The organism is Arthrobacter sp. K41, assembly GCF_059089645.1.
Map to the genome: position 1 here is coordinate 138,831 of NZ_JBNHEW010000003.1, position 25,293 is coordinate 164,123.

At 63.8% G+C, this 25,293-nt stretch carries 24 protein-coding genes and 3 tRNA genes; 10 read left to right on the top strand and 17 right to left on the bottom strand.

Annotation, left to right across the window (positions count from 1 at the left end):
- Positions 1–141 precede the first annotated feature (141 nt).
- From AC5RTE_RS08285 to AC5RTE_RS08295, 3 genes are all read left to right on the top strand, one after another.
- Positions 142–675, top strand: a complete 534-nt coding sequence (locus AC5RTE_RS08285; protein ID WP_494040913.1) for a hypothetical protein — start codon at positions 142–144, stop codon at positions 673–675.
- Positions 676–1,517: 842 nt separating this feature from the next.
- Positions 1,518–2,138, top strand: a complete 621-nt coding sequence (locus AC5RTE_RS08290; protein ID WP_494040914.1) for a hypothetical protein — start codon at positions 1,518–1,520, stop codon at positions 2,136–2,138.
- Between the two features lie 93 nt (positions 2,139–2,231).
- Complete coding sequence (locus AC5RTE_RS08295) at positions 2,232–2,846, top strand: hypothetical protein (RefSeq protein ID WP_494040915.1); 615 nt, start codon at positions 2,232–2,234, stop codon at positions 2,844–2,846.
- A gap of 717 nt (positions 2,847–3,563) precedes the next feature.
- On the opposite strand, the gene AC5RTE_RS08300 is transcribed toward AC5RTE_RS08295, so the two are convergent.
- Positions 3,564–3,908 (bottom strand): hypothetical protein, encoded by a 345-nt coding sequence (locus tag AC5RTE_RS08300; protein WP_494040916.1) that lies wholly within the window; start codon positions 3,906–3,908, stop codon positions 3,564–3,566.
- Between the two features lie 165 nt (positions 3,909–4,073).
- Between AC5RTE_RS08300 and AC5RTE_RS08305 the strand changes: the two genes are divergently transcribed.
- Entirely contained in the window at positions 4,074–4,388 is a 315-nt protein-coding gene (locus AC5RTE_RS08305) for a hypothetical protein (protein WP_494040917.1), read from the top strand.
- A 301-nt stretch (positions 4,389–4,689) separates the two neighbouring features.
- Here AC5RTE_RS08305 and AC5RTE_RS08310 read toward each other — a convergent pair whose 3' ends face one another.
- From AC5RTE_RS08310 to AC5RTE_RS08335, 6 genes are all read right to left on the bottom strand, one after another.
- Positions 4,690–6,048 carry a hypothetical protein gene (locus AC5RTE_RS08310; protein ID WP_494040918.1) on the bottom strand — a complete coding sequence of 453 codons (1,359 nt, stop codon included), beginning with the start codon at positions 6,046–6,048 and terminating at the stop codon, positions 4,690–4,692.
- Positions 6,049–6,531: 483 nt separating this feature from the next.
- Positions 6,532–6,605 (bottom strand) — tRNA-Ile (locus AC5RTE_RS08315).
- A 74-nt stretch (positions 6,606–6,679) separates the two neighbouring features.
- Complete coding sequence (locus tag AC5RTE_RS08320) at positions 6,680–7,876, bottom strand: glycosyltransferase (RefSeq protein ID WP_494040919.1); 1,197 nt, start codon at positions 7,874–7,876, stop codon at positions 6,680–6,682.
- A gap of 98 nt (positions 7,877–7,974) precedes the next feature.
- Positions 7,975–8,883, bottom strand: coding sequence for a DMT family transporter (locus tag AC5RTE_RS08325; RefSeq protein WP_494040920.1), 909 nt, complete (start codon positions 8,881–8,883; stop codon positions 7,975–7,977).
- Complete coding sequence (locus AC5RTE_RS08330) at positions 8,883–9,506, bottom strand: CDP-alcohol phosphatidyltransferase family protein (protein WP_494040921.1); 624 nt, start codon at positions 9,504–9,506, stop codon at positions 8,883–8,885. Before AC5RTE_RS08330 ends, AC5RTE_RS08325 begins: the two co-directional genes overlap by 1 nt.
- 101 nt (positions 9,507–9,607) lie before the next feature.
- Complete coding sequence (locus tag AC5RTE_RS08335; protein ID WP_494040922.1) at positions 9,608–10,462, bottom strand: phage holin family protein; 855 nt, start codon at positions 10,460–10,462, stop codon at positions 9,608–9,610.
- A gap of 181 nt (positions 10,463–10,643) precedes the next feature.
- Between AC5RTE_RS08335 and AC5RTE_RS08340 the strand changes: the two genes are divergently transcribed.
- The 3 genes from AC5RTE_RS08340 to AC5RTE_RS08350 all read left to right on the top strand — a co-directional run bounded on the left by AC5RTE_RS08340 (position 10,644) and on the right by AC5RTE_RS08350 (position 12,562).
- The gene (locus tag AC5RTE_RS08340) at positions 10,644–11,867 is read left to right on the top strand and encodes a multidrug effflux MFS transporter (RefSeq protein ID WP_494040923.1); all 1,224 of its coding nucleotides are present in this window, start codon (positions 10,644–10,646) and stop codon (positions 11,865–11,867) included.
- Between the two features lie 4 nt (positions 11,868–11,871).
- A complete protein-coding gene (locus AC5RTE_RS08345) occupies positions 11,872–12,060 on the top strand; it encodes a hypothetical protein (RefSeq protein WP_494040924.1) in 189 nt (62 codons plus the stop codon).
- A gap of 94 nt (positions 12,061–12,154) precedes the next feature.
- Positions 12,155–12,562, top strand: coding sequence for a hypothetical protein (locus tag AC5RTE_RS08350; RefSeq protein WP_494040925.1), 408 nt, complete (start codon positions 12,155–12,157; stop codon positions 12,560–12,562).
- Positions 12,563–12,608: 46 nt separating this feature from the next.
- On the opposite strand, the gene AC5RTE_RS08355 is transcribed toward AC5RTE_RS08350, so the two are convergent.
- From AC5RTE_RS08355 to AC5RTE_RS08380, 6 genes are all read right to left on the bottom strand, one after another.
- Positions 12,609–12,684 (bottom strand) — tRNA-Asn (locus tag AC5RTE_RS08355).
- Positions 12,685–12,808: 124 nt separating this feature from the next.
- Positions 12,809–12,881: transfer RNA gene (locus tag AC5RTE_RS08360), tRNA-Asn, on the bottom strand.
- Positions 12,882–12,957: 76 nt separating this feature from the next.
- On the bottom strand, positions 12,958–14,886 hold the full coding sequence (gene dnaG / locus AC5RTE_RS08365; protein WP_494040926.1) for a DNA primase: 1,929 nt from the start codon (positions 14,884–14,886) through the stop codon (positions 12,958–12,960).
- A 52-nt stretch (positions 14,887–14,938) separates the two neighbouring features.
- Complete coding sequence (locus AC5RTE_RS08370; protein ID WP_494040927.1) at positions 14,939–16,237, bottom strand: deoxyguanosinetriphosphate triphosphohydrolase; 1,299 nt, start codon at positions 16,235–16,237, stop codon at positions 14,939–14,941.
- On the bottom strand, positions 16,221–17,396 hold the full coding sequence (gene dusB, locus AC5RTE_RS08375; RefSeq protein ID WP_494040928.1) for a tRNA dihydrouridine synthase DusB: 1,176 nt from the start codon (positions 17,394–17,396) through the stop codon (positions 16,221–16,223). The genes AC5RTE_RS08370 and dusB overlap by 17 nt, the downstream gene beginning before the upstream one ends.
- Before the next feature lie 70 nt (positions 17,397–17,466).
- Complete coding sequence (locus AC5RTE_RS08380) at positions 17,467–18,933, bottom strand: YibE/F family protein (protein WP_494040929.1); 1,467 nt, start codon at positions 18,931–18,933, stop codon at positions 17,467–17,469.
- An 84-nt stretch (positions 18,934–19,017) separates the two neighbouring features.
- Between AC5RTE_RS08380 and AC5RTE_RS08385 the strand changes: the two genes are divergently transcribed.
- Positions 19,018–19,776: an alpha/beta hydrolase gene (locus tag AC5RTE_RS08385; protein ID WP_494041336.1), complete on the top strand. Its 759-nt coding sequence runs from the start codon at positions 19,018–19,020 to the stop codon at positions 19,774–19,776.
- A 76-nt stretch (positions 19,777–19,852) separates the two neighbouring features.
- On the opposite strand, the gene AC5RTE_RS08390 is transcribed toward AC5RTE_RS08385, so the two are convergent.
- The 3 genes from AC5RTE_RS08390 to AC5RTE_RS08400 form a co-directional block, all read right to left on the bottom strand.
- Entirely contained in the window at positions 19,853–20,881 is a 1,029-nt protein-coding gene (locus AC5RTE_RS08390; RefSeq protein ID WP_494040930.1) for a GNAT family N-acetyltransferase, read from the bottom strand.
- Between the two features lie 2 nt (positions 20,882–20,883).
- Positions 20,884–22,269, bottom strand: coding sequence for a glycine--tRNA ligase (locus AC5RTE_RS08395; RefSeq protein WP_494040931.1), 1,386 nt, complete (start codon positions 22,267–22,269; stop codon positions 20,884–20,886).
- A 135-nt stretch (positions 22,270–22,404) separates the two neighbouring features.
- Positions 22,405–23,397 carry a DMT family transporter gene (locus AC5RTE_RS08400; protein WP_494040932.1) on the bottom strand — a complete coding sequence of 331 codons (993 nt, stop codon included), beginning with the start codon at positions 23,395–23,397 and terminating at the stop codon, positions 22,405–22,407.
- A gap of 32 nt (positions 23,398–23,429) precedes the next feature.
- Here AC5RTE_RS08400 and AC5RTE_RS08405 point away from each other — a divergent pair, with 32 nt between their 5' ends.
- Positions 23,430–23,663: an RNA-binding S4 domain-containing protein gene (locus AC5RTE_RS08405; RefSeq protein ID WP_494040933.1), complete on the top strand. Its 234-nt coding sequence runs from the start codon at positions 23,430–23,432 to the stop codon at positions 23,661–23,663.
- A 30-nt stretch (positions 23,664–23,693) separates the two neighbouring features.
- On the opposite strand, the gene AC5RTE_RS08410 is transcribed toward AC5RTE_RS08405, so the two are convergent.
- Positions 23,694–24,344 carry an alpha/beta hydrolase gene (locus AC5RTE_RS08410; RefSeq protein ID WP_494040934.1) on the bottom strand — a complete coding sequence of 217 codons (651 nt, stop codon included), beginning with the start codon at positions 24,342–24,344 and terminating at the stop codon, positions 23,694–23,696.
- Positions 24,345–24,421: 77 nt separating this feature from the next.
- Here AC5RTE_RS08410 and AC5RTE_RS08415 point away from each other — a divergent pair, with 77 nt between their 5' ends.
- Positions 24,422–25,291: an SGNH/GDSL hydrolase family protein gene (locus AC5RTE_RS08415; RefSeq protein WP_494040935.1), complete on the top strand. Its 870-nt coding sequence runs from the start codon at positions 24,422–24,424 to the stop codon at positions 25,289–25,291.
- Positions 25,292–25,293 lie beyond the last annotated feature (2 nt).

Sequence of the window (25,293 nt, forward strand, 5' to 3'; positions counted from 1 at the left end):
GCTCGGGCTAGCCCATAGGCCCTCATGGGGCGTGATCTTCTGGTGCGGTGGCGCAAGGAAAGCCAAGATGTTTCACCGCACCACACTAACCGGCAAGTCCGAATCCCACGGCTTAGGGGTGCGCTGTGAGAGGCTCTCGTCATGCTTCTAGATTTTGGGGATGCTGGTAATGGCCCAGAGGTGCTCTGGGCCGGGATGTTCACGCTTGTAGCTGTTATCGGCTCAGTGCTGCTTGCCCTGTGGTCGCAGCGCAGGGATTTCAACCGCCGTGAAGCGGAAATGAAGTCAGCCTTCGAAGCGCAGGAACAGGCACAATGGGCAAGCTGGCGACGGCATATGGCCGAACGCTGCATGGCATTGATCACGAAAGTAGCGCAGCTATCGGCAGAGAGCGTGGACGGCCAGGACTACTTCCGCCTAATGCACGAGACTGAAGAATTGGATGCGCTACTTCGCCTCGATTGCCATGAGGGCGGCACAATATTAGGAGGCTGGATTAGCGCCCGGGTATTTGCAATGACTCAGCTGGACGAACGCAGCGTGGACAAAATTAGCGATATATACAATCTCGCCGCAACTACGCGCAGGCAAATCATGGACTGGGCCGTAAACCCATCCTCCATAGTTGATGACGCCGCTGTGATCGCAGCGGCAGCGGATTCCCCCGCCTACTGATGGGTGCCCTTGTCGGCCGCGCTTCAGTTGCCCACCTTGAAGCGGGACGCGGCGAGACTGGGAGGGCTGACCCGGCAATAACTAAGCGCCCACATTGCCCGGACTCTCCGCTAGCCAGGGGGTGGCCCGCTCTGCCCCCTGTTGAGCAGAGCGGGCCATCTACCGCCGCCATGATCCCGTGAGGGCCGCTACAGCAACGGTTTACGGACGATACTCCCAGCAGGTGAACTACTGACAAACGTCGCGCTACGACTCATCGTTGCCTGTCTGACCTAGTTCCACAACTCCCTCGCGACCACCGCCAAGATGCACGCAACGGGCCCGGACCACTGCTGCAGCAGTGGAGGCACGACTGTGCATCTGGGGCACTTACAGGGCTTGTGCTCGAATGACTTGGTCATGTGTCACACCTTCTATTCCCGGCGGCACGACAAGTGCTCGAGCGAGCCAATAGCGGTTGCTCAGCCCCGAAGGGCTGCCTACTATTGACACCGAAGCACTCAGCGCTGCGCTGTTTGTTTTGATCGGCCGGTACCCCGAGTTTGCGAGACAGACGGGTACCGGCCGCTGGTATTTAGGAGCCTAAGCACATCCCGAACATTCGCAAAGCCATTGAGGGCCGCCCCCTGTGGATAACCTGTGCAGTACTCGGCATAACTTGTGCACAAGGTGTGGGCGAGTTTGTGGAAAAGTTTTTGCCACAATGCTTGAGCAGCGTTGAGCCGGGGAATTGCTAGAAATGATCTGTGGATAAAATAGTTTTTTTTTACGAAAGTACCCTCAACTTCTGCCCTCATTTCAGCCGACATGGATGGCGACGCGCCCCGCCTTAGGATGGGGCCATGAGCCAGCAAAACGAGCCGTACGTCGTCAGCCTTTTGAATGATTCGGAGGCCGCCATGACGATGGATCGATACCAAGAAATCGAAGAAGCGGAAGCAGACGGCAAGCCAATCGAGCTCAGCGAGGAGGAGCACGCTGAGTATGAAGATGCCCGCAACTCCTTGAACGAGACCATGGGGCAATTCCGCCAAGCCTTTACTGGCAACATCAAGTCAATGTTCGAGCGGTTGTCCCCTATTACAAACGGTACCCCGCCCAGCCACCCCTCCATAGACGTAGGGGCCATAAGGGAGAAGGCGATCACGTCCGTTGCCCAACGTGCACAGCCCTCCGCGCAGGACTTCGGGGTAAGTCAGGAGGTATTGGACAGTATCGCGGAGGCCAAGCGCTTGGAGCATGAGCGAGAAGAGCGCAATAGCGAGAACATAAAAGTCACCGCACAGGTCATGCAAGACATGCTGACCACAATGAGCGAACAGGCGCGTGAAGCGGCCGGCCGCGACGAAGAGGCTAGGAGCGCGGCGCGAAAGAACTTCTGGATAGCGCTGAGCTCACTAGTTTTCGCCGCGCTGGCGGTCATTGCCCCATTTGTCATAGAAGCCATTAAAGGGTGGGACTAGGGCCGCCCGCCCCGCCCTGTGCACTTATCCCGGGGTATTCTTGCAGCGGAAAATTGCCCACCAACTACGCCGAATTGATCCAAGGGGACCGCTTTGCCGCGTTATGACCTGATGCTCCAACGTCTCGCAGATAAGGCCAACCGTTGGGATGATGCGGGCATCGGCTCGCATTACAGGAAGCGCGTCCAGGTTAAAACCCTCGCGGATTTGAAGGCATTCGGCGACGAACTCGCCACCGGCGGCCCTGTCCAGTACAGGGTTAAAGGGTCGCCCAAGTCCCTCGAGGACATTTCGGGGATGACGGATGCCCAACTCGATGAGATGTCCATCGCCATCTACCCGCCGGGCGCCGAGCCCGATGAAATCGGGAGCGGCTGGAAGTTGATGGTCACCCTTACAAACGCTGGTCATTCCGCCTCAATGCCCGGCCGGTTTTACCTGGCAATAAGCCCTAACCTCGGAATGGCCCAGGATGCCTCGTACCTCGTCAGCAGGGCCAAGGAAGTGGCGGAGTCATGCACCGGAACGGTCCCTTGGTGGAGGGGTCTCAAGTCATACCCCGTGGTGAAAACGATCACCAAGGCAACCGCCGATCAACGGTCCCACGACCGCAAGGTCCGCTGGCAGGCAGCGGGACTCAGCCTTCTCGTTACTGCGCCCGTTAGCGTGTTCTCCGCATGGCTTACAGCCGTACTCACGCCAGAGTGATAGGTCAGTAACCCCTGCTAAAACACGCATGAGTACGCAGCTATGGTCTACTCTCGGACCTTCCCCTGACGAGCGCCGTTCCGTCGGGAAACGGGCCGCCCTGTGACGGCGGATATTGCCCCTGCCACTGAGCCCCCTGCTGCTGCGCCAGCGGGGCAGCCAACCCATCGATCTTGGAAAGCGCCCTATGAAGCGCGATCGCTATAAGCACCCACCCAGTTACCGCTGCAGCACCCGACAGGAGTATCAGTACGCAAGCTGAATCCGTCCGGCCTCGACGAGTAGATGGAAGTCGAGGAGGAGCCCATACTGGCAATTCCGACAAAACCTACCGCTGCTCCTCCAATGGCGAGCCAGGCTCCGGTGAGAAACAATCCAGTCGAGCAATTAAAACGCATTTTCCCGCCAAGTTGCTTCGTCAGGGTCAGAGTACACAGGAGATGCCTCTTTAGGTCCAACTTTTGCAACAATTACTCAAACCGGACACAATCATAAGCTCAAACCGCTCTTTATGGATAGCAGAAAGCGCTGCGCGCCATTCTAAGCGCCTCCGAATCGAAAAGGGTTCAGCGGGTGGGGCTAAAGCCTATTGGAGCCTCAGAAGGTTAACTACGACCTCTGGAGGCCCATAGTTACGCGTTATCTCTTCGAGGAATACGTCCAACAGCGGTTTCGCCGCTATTTGCCTTCTTTCCGGGGGCAAATAGCGGCGTGGCGCTAGGAAAGCTTCCACTTCAGGATTGAATTGGCCCCGGTGTACCTGACCTTGGTCATCTGAGTTGCAGCCTGGCCCTGGATGATGACCCAGCCGCGAACGCAGTAACCCCATGAAATCGTTTCTTGATGCGGGTAGGCCGGCTGGGCACCTTCGTGCTGCCACGTGGTCGAAGCAGACGTGTATCGCCTATTGTCAGCGTCCAGCAGTGCCCAAGGTTGGTTGGTTAAGTATGGCAGCTCAGCGCCGACAGTCGGCGGCGCTGCAAGCACGCACACCTCGACGTGGATGGCTTCCTGATTGGGGTCCTGCTTCTCGACGCCCTTGCGATGCTCAGACACGGTCACGGATCCGCCATTCTTTGCCGATAGCGTTTCACCAAGCGCGGCGGGAGATGCGCCCGGAGCGGGCGCTTGAGGCGTAGCCGTCACAGTTACCGGAGGCTGCGTTACTGTCACCGTGACAGTAGGCGAGGCGTTCCCTCGCCGGGTGCGCTGCACCCTGCAAGGGCTGTGGCCGCAACAGCAAAGACGGCAAGGTTCCTGTTCAAGCTGATGTCCCCAAAGAAGAGCGGTCTCATCAAATTCCCCGGTGCCTACATCTCCTTGAGCTCCATTCACGGCATTGAGAACGAGCTGGATGGCAACGCACAGCCAACCGGCGCGGTCATCATCAACTACGGCCAAGGCTTCCGCATCGCTTTCGAGGGTGACGCTGACGCTGTTATGGGAATTATCGAATCTTGGCAGCGTGACGCCTCAGCCCGTGCGGCAGTGGCTGCCGGCGCGCCCTACGGGACGCCCACGGTCCTCACGGCTACGGCGTAGGCGGTGGCAAACATGACAGACGAAGAACTGCGCGCCTGGGCAGAGAAGAAGGTTGCTCAGATGCCGACGCTGACCGAGGAGCAAGCCCACATGATCGCTCACGTCTTGGGAAGGAACTAGGACCGTGGCTAGGGTTACCCCTGAAGAATTGCAGGCGATGGCTGACCGCATTGTTGACGGACTCCCAGAGTTATCCGAGGAACAGTGCCGCAGGGTAGCTGCCATCCTCCGTGAAAGTAGTACGCTGTGAGCGAAGCAGTAGGGGCCCCTGCGTGTGCCATGCAGGGCTGAACCCGCCTTGTTATTGTTCTGGAGAAACGTGCGCAGAGCTGACGAAAAACGACTCGTCTAGCCCCTCCAGCGTTTGCCACTTCAGCGCCAACAAGGACAGGCCGGCCGCTAGCGGAACGGAAAGATGGTCGCGGAAAGCCGGCAAAAGCATCCTGTCGGGCGTTTCGGGATTCCACGTTGCGGGGTGACCCACTAGACGCACAAACTCCTGACGTTTCACATAGGGCTTTTCCTCTTTGTTCAGAGGACGTGCTTTGAGCGTGTGTGAGTCCACAGAGACACGAGTCAGTGAAAATAGCTCTGGTCTTCCCGCTTTGTTTAGCCAGCGTCCAACGCCCAGAAAGTGGCTGGCCTGGACTTCAGGCATTCGCACTGTGCTTTCCTCAGTCAGTTCTCTATTGCCGCCATTCTCCGCAAGCTGTCTCAGCGGGATCGTCGATGATCCTCCGAAATCAGCCGGTTCCAGCGCTCCCGAGCCACTTGGAGCAAAGAGCTCACCACTGTTGATGTTGTTGATCGCCTGCTGAATAAGTAGCAACATGCCGTCTGACGTAAAAGCAAGGGTAGATACACCAACGCCGTTGAGGAGCCAGGACTCACCAAAGTCTCTCAACTGTCCATGCCGATTCATGAATAGTCTTCGGCCGTGATCATTCAAGGGAGCGTTGTCTTGCTCTATGTTCACCGTTGCTAGGTGATCGGAGGCAATGTGCAGATGGTAACTGGACGGCACAAATTGAACCTCGGTTAGCGCTTCGACGGTCCCTATGTTCGAGTGCCAACCCATGATGGGGCCGTCGTGGTGGCTGCTATGCGGCTTGCTTAGCACATGATGGAGGTAGCGCTTGCCGATCTTGTCCAGGGCTGGAGGAAGCGCGTAGGACGACTCGCTTCGACGTGCTACCAAGCCGCCTTCAATCACTGCACTCAAACTTCTGTCATGAACGAAACTTCCGTTCGGATATTCCCAAGCGTCGAAGCGTTCCGACTCCTCGAGTTGGGACGTTAAGTCCCGGAAAGTCTCGGAGTCGCGAGGCACGAACGCTGTAGACTTCCAAGCCCTTCGATTGGCGCGGATATCTAGAATTACCAAGACCAGCGCTGTTAAGGCTGCCGGCGCGATCACTTCCACCGGGATGTCGAAGAAGAGGTCGGCAAGACTGATGATGGCTACAATGCCGCCTACTATTACCCATCGAAAGCTTTTGAGGGTGGTTTTTAGGCGGTAAAAGGCTAACCCCGCCAGACGCGAAATCCTGACCATTCCAACCCCCTCATCGACACCCTTATTAGGTGTCGCACGCTTGGGATTGAGGTTATCCGAACAGTGCGCCTGTTCTACCCATTGCCCCTCAATTCCCGAGAACATTACCGCGCACTCTTACCTGGGCCCGACGCTGGGCAGCTTTCAAGCGCAGTACGCCGCTCTAAGCGTCTAGCGGCAGCAAGAGCAGCAGTAGCCCCGCTCGGAGCCCCTGAGGGCTTCTGGGGTTTACTCAGCGGCCTGTAGGGCTGCCATTGCACACTGGGCAGAATCGGGGGTGACTTATGAACATTGCCACGCGTGACAGAGCGTGAAAGAGATTTCCAGGTATCGACCCAATATTTCGCTTCATGTCGCTTGCTCTCCTGCGCCCGGAGATGCGTTAGGGGCCTGAGGCCCCTGTGCTACAGGGAAAAGCGGAGTATCCACCTCGCCGTTTCGCTATCCAGAAACTATCCAGTCCGCCGGAAATCGCCGGGAATTGCTGATAACGCTCAACGAAGGCGTTCTGTCAAGGACCACCCCGGCGACTATGCAAAAGAGCCCTCCTTCCCTTTGTTTACAAGGGAAGGAGGGCTCTTTCTGAGGTAGGGCTACTCGGACTTGAACCGAGGACCTTAGGATTATGAGTCCCGCGCTCTAACCAGCTGAGCTATAGCCCCAGACGCCCTGGCCCGCCACCGCAAAAGGGATGCGCCGGCAGGGCAAAATTACTCTAGCAAACCCGGGAAAGCCCTCAGACCACTTTGTCCTCGAAGCGCGCGCCCCGGTACAGGTCCTCGAAAGTCTGCAGGGTGCCTTCGAGGCTGTGCGGTTCCACCATCTGCCGGCTGACCTGGCCCATCACGGCGTGCTGGTCCGCTGGCAGCTCAAGGATCATGGTGATCTTCTTGGCAAGATCATCACTGTCGTTTGGGGTAAACAGGTACCCGTTCTCGCCATCGCGGACCAGATGCGGCAAAGCCATGGCATCCGCCAGCACCACGGGAGTGGAAGCAGACATCGCCTCCAGGGTGACCAGGGACTGCAGCTCCGCAGTCCCTGGCATGCAGAAGAGATCCGCCTTGATATAGGTCTCCCGCAGCTCCTCGTCGCTGACAAGGCCCAGGAACTTCACCCGGTCACCCAGGCCCAGCCGCTGGACGAGGGTTTCGAGGGAGGAACGCACCTCGCCGCCACCCACGATTTCCAGGTGCACGTTCAGCTCCGGGGGCGTCTTGCTGATGGCTTCGATCAGCACATCCACATGCTTTTCTTCGGCAAGGCGGCCGGCAAACATCACGGTGGGGTGGGCGTGCGGTTCAATGTGCTCGCCCGGCTGAAGCTCGTAGGCGGCCGAGTCGATGCCGTTCGAGAGCGGCAGGACCTTGCGGAGGAAAGCGTGCTGGTGCATCGCCTTGGCCGCCAGCGGGGTGGGCGTGGTTACCACGTCCGCCCGCCCCATCACCTTGCCCATGTCCTTCCAGGAGATCCGCCCGATGATGTTCTTGAACCATTGCGGAAACGGCAGGAACGGGTTGAGGTTCTCCGGCATGAAGTGGTTGGTGGCGACGATCCGGATGCCCCGCTTGTCGGCCTCGTACAGGACATGCTCACCAATCATGTAGTGGCTCTGGATATGCACTACATCAGGCTTAACGCGGTCAAAAAGGAGGCTGATTTCCTTCTTGATTTCCCAGGGAAAGCAGATCCGGAAGTACTCATGCGTGGGCACGCCGTGCGAGCGGAGGCGGTGCACCGTTGCTTCTGACCGGAACTCGGTGAAGCTCTTCCCGTTGTCCGCGCGGCAGGCCAGCACGTGCACGTTGTGGCCCCGGCCCGTCATGCCCTTGGCCAGCCGGTACCCGAACTGGGCTGCCCCGTTGATATGGGGCGGATAGGTGTCCGCGGCGATCAGAATGGTCAGGGGCTGCTGGTCTGCGGGCGTGGTCACGTGGAGAACTCCTGATGGTCACGGTGCGGACAGCTGGCACTGGCAGCACGGTTGGCCGCCGGCATGGGGCCGGGGGCCTCGTGTAGTGGCTGGACGGACTAGTGGGACGGCCTGCCCGCGGCCTTCCGAGCGTCTTTTTTGCGCTTGGTAACCTCGGGATGGTGCCTTGAAAGGGCTATTACCCCCACGATAGCAAGGGAAGCAGCGGTTCCCATGGCAATGGCCATCACGGCGTGGACATCGGGGCGGAGTTCACCGAGGATGACAATTCCGATGGCGATCCCTACCAGCGGATCGATCACCGTAAGTCCCGCAATCACCAGGTCCGGCGGACCCGCGGAGTAGGCGTTCTGGACAAACCACGAACCCAGACCTCCCGCGGCGATGAGGGCCAGCACCGAGTACCACTGAACGTTCAGCAGGAACAGCCCGTTCGGGTCAAGCAGGTGTTTGCCGATGATCCGGGTGAGCACTGCTACGAAGCCAAACAGTACGCCGGCGCCAAGGATGTAGATAAAAGCGTTGATGCGGTGCTTGAACATCACTGCAAGGGTGCCGAAAAGTCCGACGGCGAGGGCCAGCAGCAGCACGATGGTCAGTTCGGCGTCCAGGCTCACATGGTGGTTTTCCTGGGTGACGTTGACGGCCAGAAGCACAAAAAGCGCAGAGCCCGTCACGCACGCGCTGATGGCCACCACTGTCGCGCGGTTAATGGTGAGGTCCTGGTCCTTGGCATTGATGACGGTTGTGATGACGAGCGCGATGGCGCCGATCGGCTGCACCACGGTGAGCGGGGCGGACACCAGTGCCACCGCGTTCATGGCCATGCCCGCGCACAGCAGCAGGAGGCCGAAAACCCACCGCGGGTTACGGAGGAGGCGGAGGAATCCGTTGGAGCTCAGCGCCAGGCCACCGGTGTCGGCTTTAACCGCGCTCCCCTGGCGCTGGGCACCAAGGGCAAGGCAGAAAGCACCCAGCAGTGCCAGCCCAACCGCCACCCACACCATCAGGAGGTCCCGCCGTCGTGGTCCTGGACCATTCTGCCTTTGCGCAGGATGGCCCAAAAGTAGTTGTAGGCCGCGATCCAGTGCCCAACGAGGCCAAGGCCCAGGACAATCCACGCAGTGACGAGCAGCCCGCCCGAGAACGCGGTGTCCAGCCGGGACAGGACCAGCAGCGGCGTGCCTAGGAGCAGCAGGCCGGTGCGGACCTTGCCCACGGCGCTGACGGGCAGGTCCGGGTGGCCGCCGAAGAATGACAGCGTGAGCACCAGCAGCACGGCGTCCGGGATCAGCAGTGCGGCCAGGTACAGCCAGTGCACAATCCCGGCGATCACCAGCGTGACCGCGACGGCGATCAGCGCCAGCCGGTCCGCGATGGGATCCAGGACCCGGCCAAGCTTGGAGGCCTGGTCAAAGCGGCGCGCTACGTAGCCGTCAATCCAGTCGGTGCAGCCCATCACTGCCAGGACCACTACGGCGGGGCCGTATTCCTTTTGGGCCAGGACCAGCCAGACGAAGAGCGGTACGCCCATGAACCGGACCACAGTGAGCAGGTTGGGGATGGTGAACACGCGGTCATGGTCCACCTGGGGGCGTCCGGGACGGGAGCCGGCACCGATGAACTTCATCCCGACCCCCTTTCCTTCCTGCTGCCCCTCGGGCGGGGGCTAACGGTTCCTGCCGACGGACCTGCCGTGCTGCACGCTGCAGCGCGGGAGGAAGCCTGGTGCTAGTAGGTCCTCAGGAGTTTGCGGACCAGGACGACGAACAAGGTGCCGGCAGCCGCAAAGGCTGCCAGCGGCTTCCACCGGTTACCCAGGCCTCCGGCGGACTCGGAGAGTGCTGCAAGCCGGCGTCCGGCAAGGTCCTTGCCCCGCCCGGCGAGAACCTGGCCCTGGTGGAGCTTGCCCTGGGCGGCAGCCAGCAGGAACTGGGCCTGGGTTTTGACATCGAGCTCATCGCCGAGATCGTCGCGGACCTCTGTGAGGTGGTGGCGGCGCTGGTTGAGGCGGCGGACGAGGTCCGGCTCGGAGGCCTGCGGGTATTCCTTGTTGTGCTCCGCTGCCTTGGCCTCCTTTTCGGCCTTGGCCTTGGCATCGGCCTGCGCCTTGGCAGCCTTGGCCGCTTTTGCCTCGGGGCTTTGCGGATCGAGGATTGCGGGATTGTAGGCGGAGCCTTCCCTCGCGATGCCGATGTCGTGCTTGATGCCGCGGATGGTTTCCTCCGGCAGCAAAGGCATCGCCTTCTTGAATTTGCGCATGCCGATAAGGCCACCGATGAGTGCTATCAGCAGAAAAACCGCAGAGACCAGCAGGGCGGCCAGCCACGCCGGCATGACCGTGGCCAGGCCCATGATCGCGGCAACGATCAGGCCGACCAGCAGGAAGAGGAGGAAGACAAGCGCCACGACGAGGAAGGCTGAGGCAACTCCGACCTGGATACCCTTGCGCTTAAGCTCAATCTTCGCGAAAGCGACTTCGTCATTCAGTTGGCGGGGCGCCAACCGGAAAAGGAGTTTAAGCGTCCCGGGCAGCGCAGCGATGCGCAATCCCGGGCTGGTCCGCCCGCTGTGACGTCCGCTCATCGGTTCCGCCTTACTGTTTCATGGCCAATTCGGCTTCCATGTGCTGCGGGAAAGTGCAGCTGCACAGTCCCCGGCACCAAAAGTATCATTCGGTTGAATGACCGGCCCCCGTGGCTTGCCGGACGGCGCGGCCTACAACGCTGGAGAATTCCCTTAGCCCCCGGCCATAGGATTAATCTCCGTGACCACACCCAGCAATCCGGGCGACCTGTTAAGCCGACGCCGGAAACTTCTGTACATCCTCCTCCTCGGTGCCCTGACGGCCTTGGGTCCGTTCACGATCGATCTTTACCTTCCCGCCTTTCCCGCACTGGAGGCGAGCCTGGGCGTGAGTGAGGCCCAGGTCCAGCTGACCCTCGCCGGAACGACCGTGGGCTTCGCCCTCGGCCAGCTGGTGGTGGGCCCGTTCAGCGACAGGTTCGGCCGGAGGACTCCGCTGATCCTGGCCACGGCCCTGCATATCGCAGCCTCGCTCGGCGCAGCCCTGTCCACGGACATCACCACCCTGGGTATTTTCCGCGTGCTGATGGGGGTGGGCGCTGCCGGCGGCGGCGTGGTGGCGATGGCCATGGTCCGGGACCTGTTCTCCGGCTATGCATTGGTCAGGATGTTCTCCCGCATGTCCCTGGTCAGCGGGCTGGCGCCGATCCTCGCGCCTGTGATTGGCTCCCAGCTGCTCCTGGTGATGCCGTGGCCGGGGATTTTTGTTTTCCTTGCCGCCTACGGCACCCTGGTCATCGTCGCCGCCCTGTTCCTGGTGCGCGAGACGCTGCCGCCGGAAAAACGCCGGCAAAGCGGCATGACAGCCCGCCAGCGCTACCGTGTTCTCTTCACCGACAGGGTTTTCGTTGGGCTGCTGATGGTGGCTGGCCTGAACTTCGGCGGCCTGTTCACCTATCTTTCGGCGTCCCCGTTCCTGTTCCAGGACGTTTTCGGGTTTTCCGCCCAGGAGTACGGCCTGCTCTTCGGCATCAATTCGCTGGGCATCGTGGCCGGAATCCAGACGAGTTCGCGGCTGATCCGCCGCGTGCCGCCGCAGTGGATCCTTGCCGGCGCCACGGCGTGGATGTTCGTGATGGCAATGCTGATCGTGGTGTTCGACCAGCTGGGGTTCGGCCTCTGGGGCGTGATGGTCCCGCTGTGGTTCTACATCATGGGCACCGGCTTCATGTTTCCCTGCGTGCAGGTGCTCGCCCTGGCCAGCCACGCCGCCCAGGCCGGCACCGCTGCTTCCCTGCTCGGCTTCGCGACCTTCATGATGGCCGGACTCATCTCCCCTGTGGTCGGCTGGCTGGGCATCAACAGCGCAGCTCCCATGGGCGCCGTGCAGGGTGCCTGCATCCTGCTGGCCATCGCAGCCCTCTGGCTGGTGGTACGGCCACGCACCGTCCCCTCGATCCACTGAAGCCATGAAGCATCCACGGCGAAAGCCGCACCGGAACCGCCGGGGCCTGTTCCTCGGAGCGGTGCTTGGCGCCGTCGCCGGCTATTTTGCAGGCCGGGCCCTGGGCAACCCTGCCATGGGGATCGCCCTGGGCATGATTGCAGGAGCGGCTTTGCTGTACCGCGTCAACCCGGGGCCCTGGAACCGGCCCTGACACTGGCCGCACGGCTTCCCCGACGTTCCCGCGGCACGGCCGGGCCGCGGCGCCATGTCTGCCGCCGCGGTGCCCTACGGGATAAACTGTGTCCGTGTCCCGCCGGCAGAACCAACCGCCGCTTCCGGCCACATGGCAACGGTGCGATGCCCGGATACTGCCACTGTGGTGGGACCGGCTGCGTGCCCAGAGCGGCGAGCAGTCCGCCGCCCTCTACGCCGCCGGCCTGTTTACGGAGGACCGCCGCCGTCCGATCGCCCAGTGGTACAACCCCGCCTTCAAGGCCGCGCTGCTGGTAGCCCCGGAAACCTCACCCGAGTGGCCCGTCCAGCGCTTTGGGATCTTCTATGCGCCGCCGGAAACGGGCTTTGTGCGCGTCCATTCGGCGCCGCATGAGTGGAACCCGCGCCAGCCGCGGAGGTCGCCTACCGAGCAGGAGGCGTTCCTGGCCGCCGTAGCCGAGGCGGAGCGGTTTCTTCAAGTGGAGATGGACTTCGTCTAGGAAAGAAAAATCCCCGTCTCCAATGGAGGAACGGGGATTTTTCTCTTGGCTCCTCCTGCTGGACTTGAACCAGCAACCCTTCGATTAACAGTCGAATGCTCTGCCAATTGAGCTAAGGAGGAATGAAGCAGGTATGACATTAGCAAAGGATCCACGCCAAAGTGAAATCGGCGGTTTTGCCGGGCCGCGAAGGCTTTGAGGGTACAAAAAAATCCCCGTTCCGGAGTCCGGAACGGGGATTGCGCGCTCCTCCTGCTGGACTTGAACCAGCAACCCTTCGATTAACAGTCGAATGCTCTGCCAATTGAGCTAAGGAGGAATGAAGCGGGTATTAGCCTAGCAAAGACTCCGCCTGGAAACGAAATCGGGCCCGCCCCTGGGGCCTGCGGGACCTGCTAGGCCTCCGCCCGGAGCGCCCGGCGTTCCATTTCGAGCATCATGAGCTCGCGGTTGAGCCGCTGGTAGGTCTCCGGGTCTGCCGTCGGGTCCAGCCTCTGGAGCTGGCCCATCTTGTCGGCCTTGACCCGGGTGATCTGCAGTTCGAAAAGCCGCGCGAGGATGTCCCGGCAATACTTTTGCACTGCTTCCTCCGTGCTGGCGGGCAATGGCACCACAGCCAGTTCGGACACCAGGGGCCGCAGCGGTTCGGGGACTTCGTTCATCACATGCTCCACCCAGCGCACGGGATCGGCCGTGAGGGCAGGGTCCGTGGCGCGCATGGCGTCGTGGACCGCCTGGAAAGCCGGGGTGGCGAACCGGGCAGCGGAAAAGCGCTCCCAGACCCCTCCACCGAGCAGTGCGGGTTCCTGCAGTGCCACCTCCAGGGCCTGCCGCTCCATGGACGCCACAGGATCGCGCGGGTCCGGGCGGTGGAAGGACGGGACGGCGCCCTGCACCGGCCCGGCAGCGACGCCCGGACCGCCCGGCAGGGCGGCACGTGCGGAAGTCCGGGCATCTGTTGCGGGTGGCCCTGCCTGGTCTCCGCGTTTTACCGCGGCAGTTACCAGGCGCAGCACTTCGTTGGGGTCCGGCATGCCCAGCCAGCCCGTGAGCGCCTGGCAGTATCCGGTGCGGGTGGATGCGTCACGGATGGCGGCAACCACCGGTACGGACGCTTTCAGGCCCTGCACCCGGCCTTCCACGGTGTCCAGGTTAAACTGCTGAAGCGTGCTGCGGATGGCGAATTCGAAGAGCGGCCGCCGGGACTCCACCAGCGCGTGCACGGCCTCGTCGCCCCTGGTCTGGCGCAGGTCGCACGGATCAGCGCCCGTGGGCTCCACGGCAACAAAGGTCTGGGCGGTGAAACGCTGGTCCTCTTCAAAGGCACGCAATGCCGCCTTCTGGCCCGCGGCGTCGCCGTCGAAGGTGAAGATGACCTCTCCCCCGGTGCCGTCGTCGGACAGCAGCCTGCGGGCGACCTTGATGTGCTCGGTGCCGAACGCGGTGCCGCAGGTGGCCACCGCCGTCGGGATCCCTGCCAGATGGCAGGCCATCACATCCGTATAGCCCTCTACCACCACCAGCTGCCGGTCCCTGGCGATGTTGCGCTTGGCGAGGTCGATGCCGTACAGCACCTGGGATTTTTTGTAGAGGGTGGTCTCCGGGGTGTTCAGGTACTTGGGCCCTTGATCGTCCTCGTAGAGCTTCCGGGCACCGAAGCCGATGGTGTCGCCGGCGATGTCGCGGATGGGCCAGATGAGGCGGCCGCGGAACCGGTCGTAAATTCTCTGCTGGTTTCCGGGTCCCCCGGCAGAGAACATGCCGGTGAGCTTCAGCTCGGCATCGGTGAAGCCGCGGTTGCGCAGGTGCTTGAGCAGCGAGTCCCAGCCCTGCGGGGCGTAGCCGACGCCGAACTGCTCGGCGGCGGCGCGGTCGAACCCGCGGCCGTGCAGGAAGGTCCGCCCCTCGGCGGCACCGGGCGTCAGCAGCTGCGCCTGGAAGAACTCATCCGCGATTTTGTGGGCATCCAGCAGCCGCTGCCGCCGCCCGACTTCCTCGCGGCTGGGCCCTGTTCCGCCGTCTTCGTACCGGAGTTCGTAGCCGATCCGGGCTGCCAGCTTCTCCACGGCCTCCTGGAAGGAGCTGTGGTCCTGCTTCTGGACGAACGCGATGACGTCGCCGTCCTCGCCGCAGCCGAAGCAGTGGTAGCGGCCTACCTGGGGGCGGACGGTGAAGGACGGCGAGCGCTCGTCGTGGAACGGACACAGGCCCTTGAAGGTCCCCAGCCCCGCGCCCTTGAGCGTGACGTAGCCGTCCACCACTTCCTTGATGTCAGTGCGCTGGCGTACTTCGTCGATGTCTTCACGTTTGATCAGCCCAGCCACAGAGCCATCCTAGCCCCGGGGTACGACGGCGCCGGGCGCCTTATGGCGTTCCTCACCACAGTGACGGAAGGCTCCCCACCAGGCGTTCATACATAGCGAGCGCCGAACCGTCGGTGAGTGACGCCACCTGGTCGATTACGACGCGAAGGCGGGCTCCGTCGTCGGGAGCGTCACGCCAGTCCGCCGCGAACATCGGCTCGAGATGGCGGTCCCCGGTGGCGCTCAGGGCGGTTACCAGGGCGTGCAGCACCTCGCGCTGGCGCTCGTAGATCGGCTGGCGGTGCTCGGTGGTCATCACGAAGGTGGTGGCCAGGCCTTTCATGACCGCGATCTCCATGATGGTCTCGTCCGGCACCATGAGCTGGGCGTTGTAGCGGGTCAGGTTTTCCGGGCCGTAGACCGCACGCGTGGTTTCCAGGGCGCTCTGGCAGAACCGGCCAATGAGCTGGCTGGTCATGTTCTTCAGGGCTGCCATGGACTTGCGGCTGCCGTCCGCTTCGCGCACCCACACATCGGTTGCCTCCAGCCGGGCCAGGGCGGCATCGATGGCGGCGGGGTCGTTGTGCGGCAGGTACCACTGCCTGGCGTAACCCACCACCCGGGCGCGGTGGTCCGGGTTGTCCATCCAGCGGAGCTGGAAGTGTCCGGCGACGATCGCGTCCTCGACGTCGTGGACCGAATAGGAGATGTCGTCGGCGAGGTCCATGACCTGCGCCTCCAGGCAGGACCGGCGTTCCGGTGCGCCTTCGCGGATCCAGTTGAAGATGGGGAGATCGTCCTCGTAGGCGCCGAACTTGCTGGTCCGCTGGCCGTGGATCACCGGAGCTTCCAGCGCGGACCAGGGGTACTTCGCTGCGGCGTCGAGGCTGGCCCGGGTGAGGTTCAGCCCGGCCGGCTGGTTGTCTGCCGTCAGCACCTTGGGTTCGAGGCGGGTCAGCAGCCGGAGGGTCTGGGCGTTGCCTTCGAAACCGCCGATGGCGTGGGCCACCTCGTTCAGCGCCGATTCCCCGTTGTGGCCGAACGGCGGGTGGCCGAGGTCATGGCTGAGGCAGGCAGTGTCCACCACGTCAGGGTCGCAGCCAAGGGCGCGTCCCAGTTCGCGGCCCACCTGCGCCACTTCCAGGCTGTGGGTGAGGCGGGTGCGGACAAAGTCGTCAGTGTCCGGCGCCACCACCTGGGTCTTGGCCCCGAGCCTGCGCAGCGCGGAGGAATGTAGCACCCGGGCGCGGTCACGCTCAAAGTCCGACCGGTAAATGTTCTTGGGCGGCTCTTCCACCCAGCGGGCGGAATCGTGGGTGTCATAGCCCGGCAGGACCGGGGCAGCAGTGCGCGTTTCAGCCACCGGAAACATCCAGTTCCGCCGCAGCAATGTCCCGGGACTGGTCCGCGTTCAACGCCCGCGAGTCCAGCCAGTCCTTGGGCAGGGCAGGCCTCTTCGGCGAGCCCGCGCGGCCCCGGGGACCCTCGGCGTCGTTGCCCGGGTACGGCGATTCAAGGTCCAGTTCGGCGAGCGTATCCCGCAGCACCTGCAGGCTGGTCACCAGGGCCAGCCGGGTCCGCAGTTCCCCGCCCACCACGTATCCCTTGAAGTACCAGGCAATGTGTTTGCGGATCTCGCGCAGCGCTTTGCCCTCGTCGCCGAAGGTTTCCACCATAAGTTCGGCGTGCCGGTACACGCCCTCGGCCACTTGGCGCAGGTTGGGCCGGAAGCGGGTGTCGCTGCCTTCGAAGGCTGCCTGCAGGTCCCCGAACAGCCAAGGCCGGCCCTGGCAGCCGCGCCCCACCACCACGCCGTCAACACCGGTGTCGCGGACCATCCGCACAGCGTCTTCGGCAGACCAGATGTCGCCGTTGCCGAGCACCGGAATGTCTGGCAGCGCCTCGCGAAGGCGGGCGATCGCGGACCAGTCCGCCTGTCCGGAGTAGAACTGGGCCGCGGTCCTGCCGTGCAGGGCGACGGCGGCAACACCGGAATCGCGGGCGATGCGGCCGGCGTCGAGGTACGTGAGGTGGTCGTCGTCGATGCCCTTGCGCATCTTGATGGTGAGCGGGACGTTGCCCTTGGAGGCCTCCCTGACGGCGGTCTGCACGATCGAGGTGAAAAGGTCGATTTTCCAGGGCAAGGCTGAGCCGCCGCCGCGACGGGTGACCTTGGGTACGGGGCACCCGAAGTTCAGGTCGATGTGGTCTGCCCGGTCTTCCTCCACCAGCATCCGGACGGCGCGGCCCACTGTTCCAGGGTCCACACCGTACAACTGGACGGACCGGACTTTTTCGTCATCATCGTGGGAGATGATGCGCAGGGACTCAGGCGTCCGTTCCACCAGCGCGCGCGAGGTGACCATCTCCGCCACGTACATGCCGCCGCCGTATTCACGGCACAACCGGCGGAAAGCCGAGTTGGTGATGCCGGCCATGGGCGCCAGGATCACCGGGGTGTCCACGGTGATGGGGCCCAGCCTCAGGGGCGGGAGTTCCAGCTTGGGGGCGGGAGGAGTTGCAACAGTCACCTGTCCATTGTTGCAAAGCCGGGCAAATCGGGCGTGCGCGCAGGTCCCGCTCCCCCGGTGACCGCCGCCGTCAGTCCCGCTCGGCCGCCCTGCGCCCCCGCCGGGTTTGCAGGGCAGCGGCGGCAAGCGTGCCTGTATCGCTGACGTCGTCCGGGTTGACGGCGGGCTGGGGCGGACGAGCCGGCCTTTCAGCAGCGGCGGCTTCACCCTGGCCCGATTCCGTTTGGAGGCCTCCGGAACCCGCGGGCTCCACTGCCCGTGCGCCGGTGGCCTTCACCACCAGCACGGCAATGAGGGTGGTGACCGGAATTGCCAGGACCAGGCCGATGGAGCCGACCAGGGTCCGGATGACCTCCTCCGACAACTCCGCGCTGGTGAGGGTGTCCGCGAGCGGGCGGTCGTAGAGCATCACGATGATGAGGATCGGCAGAGCGGCTCCGGCGTAGGCGAAGGCGATGGTGTAGACGGTGGAGGCGATGTGGTCGCGTCCGATGCGCATGGCGGAGGTGAACAGTTTCCGTGCGCTGCTGCCCGGTGCCAGTTCGTACAGCTCCCACACGGCGGAGGACTGGGTGATGGTCACGTCATTCAGGACACCGAGTCCGGAGATGATGAGCCCGCACAGGATCACACCCGAGATTGAGATGTTGATTGAGGTGTTCACCAGGGTGGTTGCCTCGTGATTGCCCACGCCGGCAAGGTTTGCGGCGCCGGTGGCCCAGGCTGCCAGGAGCGCTGTTATTCCGAGCCCGAACATGGTGCCCAGGAGGGCGGTGGACGTCCGGGCCGAGAAGCCGTGGGCGAAGTACAGCACCCCGATCATGATCACGGTCGACCCCACCAGGGCCAGCAGCAGCGGCGGTTTGCCTTCGACCAGGCCTGGAAGCATAAAGCCGGCCAGCACGAGGTAGGCCCCCACGAGTCCGATCAGCGCCCGGAGGCCCCGCCAGCGGGCAACTGCGATGACCACCGCAGCGTAAAGCAGTGCGAGCAGGACTATCGGCAGGGTCCGGACGAAGTCCACGAAGATGAAGGCGGGTGAACCCTGGGAGGCGGAGGCGCCCTGGGCGTTGGAAAGGTTCAGGTACCGGATCTGGTCGCCAGGCTTCACCCCGTGCGACTTGGCGACATCCGGGTTGATGACCACCTTGACGGGGCTTCCGCCCTTGTCCGGTTCGGTAAAGGCAAACGTACAGTCAGATCCCTGCTGGCTTTGTCCCTGTTGGTTTTGGCTTTGCTGGGTTTGGCTTTGCTCGCCCGGCCCCTGCTGGGCGACGCCCTGCATGCAGTTCTCGGTGACGACGCTTTGGATGGATCCGGTGTCGAACGTGACCCCCGGAGCGGCGGAGTAGGGGTTGGCCAGGGAGATGCCCTCCTTGCTTCCGGAGGGCCAGAGCATCGCCATGCCGGCCAGGGTCAGGAGCGTCAGGGGAATCAGCACCGCGGCGAGGATCCTGTTTGCCTTCCGGCGGGCGGCCATTGCCTGCGGTGAAGGCTCCGCATGGCCTGTGGAAGCGTGGGAGTGACCGGAGCCCATCAGCAGTAGAACCTCATACCTTGAACTCTACGTCCGGCACCATAGGGTTGATAAATGGACCGTCAGAACTGGGAGGAACCGGGCATGGCCAACCGCAGCACGGGGGAAAGCGGCCGTTTCAATGCCGCCGGAACTGCTTCTGACGCCGCCCCCCAGGCCGCACTCAGTGTTCTTCCGGCGTCCGGGCCCACCTTGGGCGTTGCCCTGGTGCTGCACGGCGGAAAATCGCACAGCCGCGAGCAGGTGGAAGCCATCCACCTGAGCCCGGCACGGATGATCCCCTTTGCGCGGCACCTGCACCGGGCCGGCCGGCAGAACGGACTGGCGGTGTGGTCCCTCCGCAACAGCGTGCGCGGCTGGAACGGCGCCGACATGTCGCCGCTGCAGGATGCGCGTTGGGCCCTTGAACAGATCAGCAGCCGGCACCCGGGCGTTCCGGTGTTCCTGGTGGGGCACTCGATGGGCGGCCTGACTGCCGTCTGCGCTGCAGACCACCCCCAGGTGGAAGCTGTTGTTGCCCTGGCGCCCTGGCTCAGCTCCGGGACTCCGGTTTCGGCAGTGGCCGGCCGGAAGGTGCTCATTGTCCACGGCACCGTCGACAGGTGGACCAGCCCGCCGGCGTCGCTCGCGTTCGCCCGCCGGGCCGCCGCAGGTGCCCAGTCGATGCAGTACGTTGCCCTGAAAGGCGTGGGGCACTTCATGTTCCGCAAGATCGGCCTGTGGCATTCGCTGTCCACGGGATTTGTGCTGAAGGCATTCCACGACGCAACCGGGGCGGATGTTGCCCTTCCCCGCGGGTTTGGCCAGCTGCTGCCGGCATCGGCCGTCCAGGTGACCCTGTAACGCTGCAGAGAGGCTGCCCGCATGACCCGCAGTTAACGCCGGGGACGATCGCTGCGGGTCAGGTGGGTCAGTCTTCCTAGTCCGACACGACCAGGGTTTCGGGACCGGAGAGCCGCGCCTTGCCGTTTTCGAGGAGGGGCTCGACGGCGGCGCGAAGGGCCGTCATTGAATCGTCCAGTTCCAGCATGACCGGGTGCTGGTAAGCAATCAGCGCGAGAATGTCCCGGACGGCCTCGGCGGCGTCCTCCGGGGCAAGCGCGGGTTCGTGCCCAACGAACACGTCAGTAGGAACCTGTTCCCCCTGCGGCGCCGTGTCCTGTTCGGGGCCCTGCGCCTGGGCTGCATAACTCACTGCGAAAGCCCTGATCCGGCCCTTCCTGCTGGGCGAAACCCCCGCCCCAAACGCGGACTCCGGCTGCGCACGCAGCACGATGGCCCCGTGCGCGCCGGTGAGATCGTCCAAAAACAGCTTCTGTACCTGGCCCACGGACAGCACACCCGGCGAATCCCAGTCGTGGATGGCCGTGTAATAGCGGCCCACAACATCGGTCAGCTCCACGGACCCGGTAGCCAAATCCATTACGACGTCGGAGCCTGCGTTCTCATCGTTCGCCGGCCCGCCGTCGTGGTCCTTGACCGGGAAGACCGGAAGCCGCAGGGCGCCCGGTTCCACCACCACCAGCCGGGACCGCTGGATAGGCGAAAGGTCGAAATGCTCTGCGAAGGCGGCACCCGGAGTGCCCGGCTCCACCTTGGCCCGTAACCTGGACACGCCCGACGGCGACTGCCCGGCTTCGCGGCGCAGCATGGTCAGGAGCGTGGCGCCGATGCCGGAGCGGCGGTGATCGCGTGCCACCTCGATGTAGGCCCACAGCCGCTCGGGGTGCAGTGAGGCCTCGTAGACAACGCCAGCCGCAACCGGAATGCCGACGCCGTCAATGACGTCCTCGGCCACGATGCAGCGCCGCCATGGCGAGCCGCTTCCGTCCGATGACGGTGCCAGGGCGCCGCGGAACTGCCGCGCCTGGTACGTTTCGGGGCCGCCCCAGATTTCCAGGAGGGCCAGGTCGTCGCCCTCGCGCCATTCGCGGTATTCGATGGCCATGGCTAGGCGCCGATCAGGCGGGCGGCCAGGTAGCCCTCCACCTTGTCCAGGGAGACGCGTTCCTGGCTCATGGTGTCCCGCTCGCGGATGGTGACGGCCTGGTCCTCGAGGGTGTCGAAGTCCACCGTGATGCAGAACGGGGTGCCGATTTCGTCCTGGCGGCGGTAGCGGCGGCCGATGGCCCCGGCGTCGTCGAAGTCGATGTTCCAGTTCTTCCGCAGCTGCGCGCCGAGGTCCTTGGCTTTCGGGGACAGGTCCTCGTTGCGGCTCAGCGGCAGCACGGCTGCCTTGACCGGGGCCAGGCGCGGATCCAGCTTCAGGACAGTGCGGACGTCCACGCCGCCCTTGGCGTTGGGGGCTTCGTCCTCCGTGTACGCGTCCACCAGGAACGCCATAAAGGACCGGGTGAGGCCGGCCGCAGGCTCGATCACGTACGGGGTGTAGCGCTCGTTCGTGGCCTGGTTGAAGTAGCTCAGGTCCGTGCCGGAGGCCTTGGCATGGGTGGAGAGGTCAAAATCCGTGCGGTTGGCGATGCCTTCAAGCTCGCCCCATTCCGAGCCCTGGAAACCGAAGCGGTACTCGATGTCCGTGGTGCCCTTGGAGTAGTGGCTGAGCTTTTCCTGCGGGTGCTCGAAGTAGCGGAGGTTTTCCTGGCGGATGCCCAGGCCCGTGTACCAGGACATGCGCTCCTTCATCCAGTACTGGTGCCATTCCTCGTCCGTGCCGGGCTCGACGAAGAACTCCATTTCCATCTGCTCGAACTCGCGGGTGCGGAAGATGAAGTTTCCCGGCGTGATCTCGTTGCGGAAGGACTTGCCGATCTGGCCGATGCCGAACGGCGGCTTCTTGCGCGAAGTGGTGAGCACGTTGTTGAAGTTCACGAAGATACCCTGAGCCGTTTCCGGCCGCAGGTAGTGCATGCCTTCCTCGCTGGCCACGGGACCCAAAAAGGTTTTGAGCAGGCCGGAGAACTCCTGGGGTTCGGTCCACTCGCCGCGGGTGCCGCAGTTCGCGCAGGCAATGTCCTTCAGGCCGTTCTCGGCAGGGCGGCCCTTCTTTTCCTCGTATTCTTCCTCAAGGTGGTCCGCACGGTAGCGCTTGTGGCAAGACAGGCACTCCACCAGGGGATCGGAGAAGACCTCCACGTGGCCGGAGGCTTCCCATACCTGGCGGGGCAGGATGACGGAGGAATCCAGGCCCACCACGTCCTCGCGGCCGCGGACCATGGACTGCCACCACTGGCGCTTGATGTTTTCCTTCAGCTCCGCGCCGAGGGGCCCGTAGTCCCAGGCAGAACGCGAACCTCCGTAGATCTCACCGGCCTGGAACACAAAACCCCTCCGCTTGGAGAGGGAAATGACCTGGTCGAGAACGGATTTTGCTGCCATGGGGAAAACTCCAATTTCTACAGGGCCGCTGGGTGCGGTCCGCGGTTTTTCGGGCCCGCGGTAAGCCGGCGGTGTGCAACCGCTGGCTGCCGCGGGGGCGGATGAAGGAAGATGCAGAAAGCTGCGTGACCTAGCCTACCGGTGCCCACTGTGGAGCGCGCCCCGAGGCCAGGGCAGGGTGGCCAGGATGATGGCCGCGAGAGTGAGGATGGTGCCGAGCACTGTGGCCGGGGCAACCACGCTTCCGGGCGCCGGCAGGATCACGTCGAGGGCGAGCGAGCCGAGCAACTGCCCGGCGATCATGCCCAACCCCGTCACCAGGACGCCCAGGCTGCGCACCAGCAGGGCGCCCAAACCGATGAACACGCACCCCATCGGGCCGCCAACGTAGTACCACCACTCCCCCGGCAACGGATTGCCCGGCCCGGCAACGGCCACCTTGATGGCATACGCCGTCCAGAGGACCAGCGAACCTGCCACGAAATTGACCAGGGTAGCTGCAATGGGCGTGCCGTAATGGGCTGTTGCCGTTCCGTTCATGGCCTGCTGGAAGCTCATCAGGAACCCGGCCGCGACGGGAAGAAGGAGGGGAAGCACCAGGAAAGCAGGACCTCCGTCGTGCGCTCCCCCGCCGGTTCCGGTGAACCGGGGCGAAACTGCCCAGGCGACAGCGGCGATGGTCAGCAGGCAGCCGATGAGCCGGATCGCGGTGACGGGTCTCTTGCCTGCCGGCCCGATGCCCAACCGGTCCACGAGCAGGCCGCTGACGGTTTGGCCGGTAACGGTGGCAACCGTGAAGAGGGCAACACCCAGGATGCCCACCGTGAAGGACTGGGCAAAAACGAACAGCGCCCCGATCCCGCCGGCGAAAACATAAACCCGGGGAAAGGCCCTGCTGCGGACGGCAGGTACGATCCGCGCCAGCCCGGCCCGGCCGCGCGGCAGCAGCAGCGAGATCAGGATCATCACCACAAGGCCTGTGCTGAAACTCACGACGGAAGCGGCAATGCCGTCGTCCAAACGGGCACCAAGGGCACCGTTGACACGGCCCTGAAGCGGAATGGCCAGCCCAGCGCCCACCGCCAACGGCAGGCCTGCGAGCAGCGGCAGGCGGGGGCTGGAGGTCACCGAATCCACCTTACGTCAGGCATCATTGCTTCATGAGCAACCCCGTTGAAGACATTCCCATCCGCGACAGCATGATCCGCCTCGGCCAGCTCCTCAAGCTCGCCAGCCTTGTGGAGGACGGCGTGGAGGCGGCGGATCTCATCAGGAACGGGCTCGTCAAAGTCAACGGCGAAATCGATGACCGCCGCGGCCGGCAGCTGCATCACGGGGACACCGTCACAGTGAACGGGCAGACCGTCCGGGTGGTGGCACCGAAGGCGGGCTGACCTCCCGGGCAGGCGCCCGGCGTCGTCCGCCTACTTCTTCAGCACCTCGTGGGTGAGGAATTCACCCACGTGCCCGATCTCCTGCTGGTTGATCCCGTGCCACATGCCTGTGTACAGCACCTTGGTGAGCTTGACGTGCTTGCGGACCCAGCCCATGGTGTAGTCGATCCTGTCCGGAGTGATCACCGGATCCTGCTGGTCCCGGCCCCAGAACATGGGAATGGTGCCGTCCAGTTCGGAGTCCCTGAAGCTGGGGTCGCCGCCCGCGTCCACCACAAAGCCCGAGAGCCCGACGACGGCCGCAAAGTCAGTGGGGCGCTGCCGCAGGAGCGTGGTGGCCATGGCCATTCCCATGGAAAAGCCCAGCAGTGACACCGAGGGGTGTCCTACTTTGATGGTGTCGATCCAATCCAGCACAAAGGACGACGCTGCCTTCACCCGATCCAGCGAGTACTCGATGGAGGCCGTGAGCGGAAACCAGGTGAAGCCCGGGCCCATGGCGATGGGGGCCCGGACTGAGGCCACGGCGAAGTCCCCCGGCAGCAGGTCAGCCAGACTGAGCAGGTCCTGTTCGTTGGCGCCGTAGCCGTGCAGCAGCACCAGCAGCGGCCTGCCGTCGCGCTGGTCCTCCGGATGCGACCACAAAACAACAGGGGCAGGAAATACTTCGGCTTCAGTCATGGTTTCCATTCTTACAGTTACCCCCAGGTAACAACCTACGTTCGCGTAGCCAGCGAAGCGGAAGGCAGGATAGGACCGTGACTGACACGAGTGCCATTCGAACCCCCACCGCCCACGCCGGATCCCACCCCTGGACCCGCTATGTGGCAATGGGCGATTCCTTCACCGAGGGCATCGGCGATCCCGAGCCCTCGAGCCCCGGCGGCTACCGCGGCTGGGCGGACCGTGTGGCGGAGGAACTGGGCCGCACCCAGCCCGACTTCGCCTATGCCAACCTCGCCGTGCGCGGCCGGTTGCTGCAGCAGATCGTGGACCGGCAGCTCGCCCCGTGCCTGGCACTGAAGCCGGACCTGGTGACCCTCTCGGCCGGCGGCAACGATCTCATCCGCCCTGGCGGTGACCCCGACGCGCTCGCCGAAAAACTCGATTCCGTGGTGCAGATCCTGGCGATGGGCGGCGCCACCGTGGTCCTCTTTAACGGCCCCGACACCGGCTCGTCAGTGCTGGGCAGGATCCGCAGCAAGGTTGCCATCTACAACGAGAACCTTCGCACCGTGGCTGCCCGGCACGACGCCGTTATCGCGGACATGTGGTCCCTGCGCCAGCTCAGCGATCCCCAGATGTGGGACCAGGACCGCCTGCATTTCTCTCCGCTGGGCCACCACACCATCGCGGCCATGGTGCTGGACTCGCTGAACGTTGAGCACACACTGGAGCCGCTCCAGCCCAAGCCTGTGCCTTCCCGCACCTGGCGCGAGGCGCGCTCCGGTGACCTGGTGTGGGCGCGCGAGTACTTTGTGCCCTGGGTGCTGCGCCGGCTGCGGCACCAGTCCTCCGGAGATGGAATCACCGCCAAGCGTCCGACGCCGGGGCCAGTCTTTGGCCCCGGCGTGCCGTTGGGATCCGGCGAGGGTCCTTTGGGCACCACCGAGGCTGCCAGGCGCTAGCG

Bases quoted from the DNA above. Each gene is read 5' to 3' on its own strand.
- AC5RTE_RS08325 (WP_494040920.1), bottom strand. From the start codon at position 8,883: ATGGTGTGGGTGGCGGTTGGGCTGGCACTGCTGGGTGCTTTCTGCCTT.
- AC5RTE_RS08405 (WP_494040933.1), top strand. From the start codon at position 23,430: ATGAGCAACCCCGTTGAAGACATTCCCATCCGCGACAGCATGATCCGC.
- AC5RTE_RS08290 (WP_494040914.1), top strand. From the start codon at position 1,518: ATGAGCCAGCAAAACGAGCCGTACGTCGTCAGCCTTTTGAATGATTCG.
- AC5RTE_RS08330 (WP_494040921.1), bottom strand. From the start codon at position 9,506: ATGAAGTTCATCGGTGCCGGCTCCCGTCCCGGACGCCCCCAGGTGGAC.
- AC5RTE_RS08370 (WP_494040927.1), bottom strand. From the start codon at position 16,237: ATGTTTCCGGTGGCTGAAACGCGCACTGCTGCCCCGGTCCTGCCGGGC.
- AC5RTE_RS08380 (WP_494040929.1), bottom strand. From the start codon at position 18,933: ATGGGCTCCGGTCACTCCCACGCTTCCACAGGCCATGCGGAGCCTTCA.
- AC5RTE_RS08410 (WP_494040934.1), bottom strand. From the start codon at position 24,344: ATGACTGAAGCCGAAGTATTTCCTGCCCCTGTTGTTTTGTGGTCGCAT.
- AC5RTE_RS08285 (WP_494040913.1), top strand. From the start codon at position 142: ATGCTTCTAGATTTTGGGGATGCTGGTAATGGCCCAGAGGTGCTCTGG.
- AC5RTE_RS08345 (WP_494040924.1), top strand. From the start codon at position 11,872: ATGAAGCATCCACGGCGAAAGCCGCACCGGAACCGCCGGGGCCTGTTC.
- AC5RTE_RS08385 (WP_494041336.1), top strand. From the start codon at position 19,018: ATGGCCAACCGCAGCACGGGGGAAAGCGGCCGTTTCAATGCCGCCGGA.
- AC5RTE_RS08335 (WP_494040922.1), bottom strand. From the start codon at position 10,462: ATGAGCGGACGTCACAGCGGGCGGACCAGCCCGGGATTGCGCATCGCT.
- AC5RTE_RS08310 (WP_494040918.1), bottom strand. From the start codon at position 6,048: ATGTTCTCGGGAATTGAGGGGCAATGGGTAGAACAGGCGCACTGTTCG.
- AC5RTE_RS08390 (WP_494040930.1), bottom strand. From the start codon at position 20,881: ATGGCCATCGAATACCGCGAATGGCGCGAGGGCGACGACCTGGCCCTC.
- AC5RTE_RS08395 (WP_494040931.1), bottom strand. From the start codon at position 22,269: ATGGCAGCAAAATCCGTTCTCGACCAGGTCATTTCCCTCTCCAAGCGG.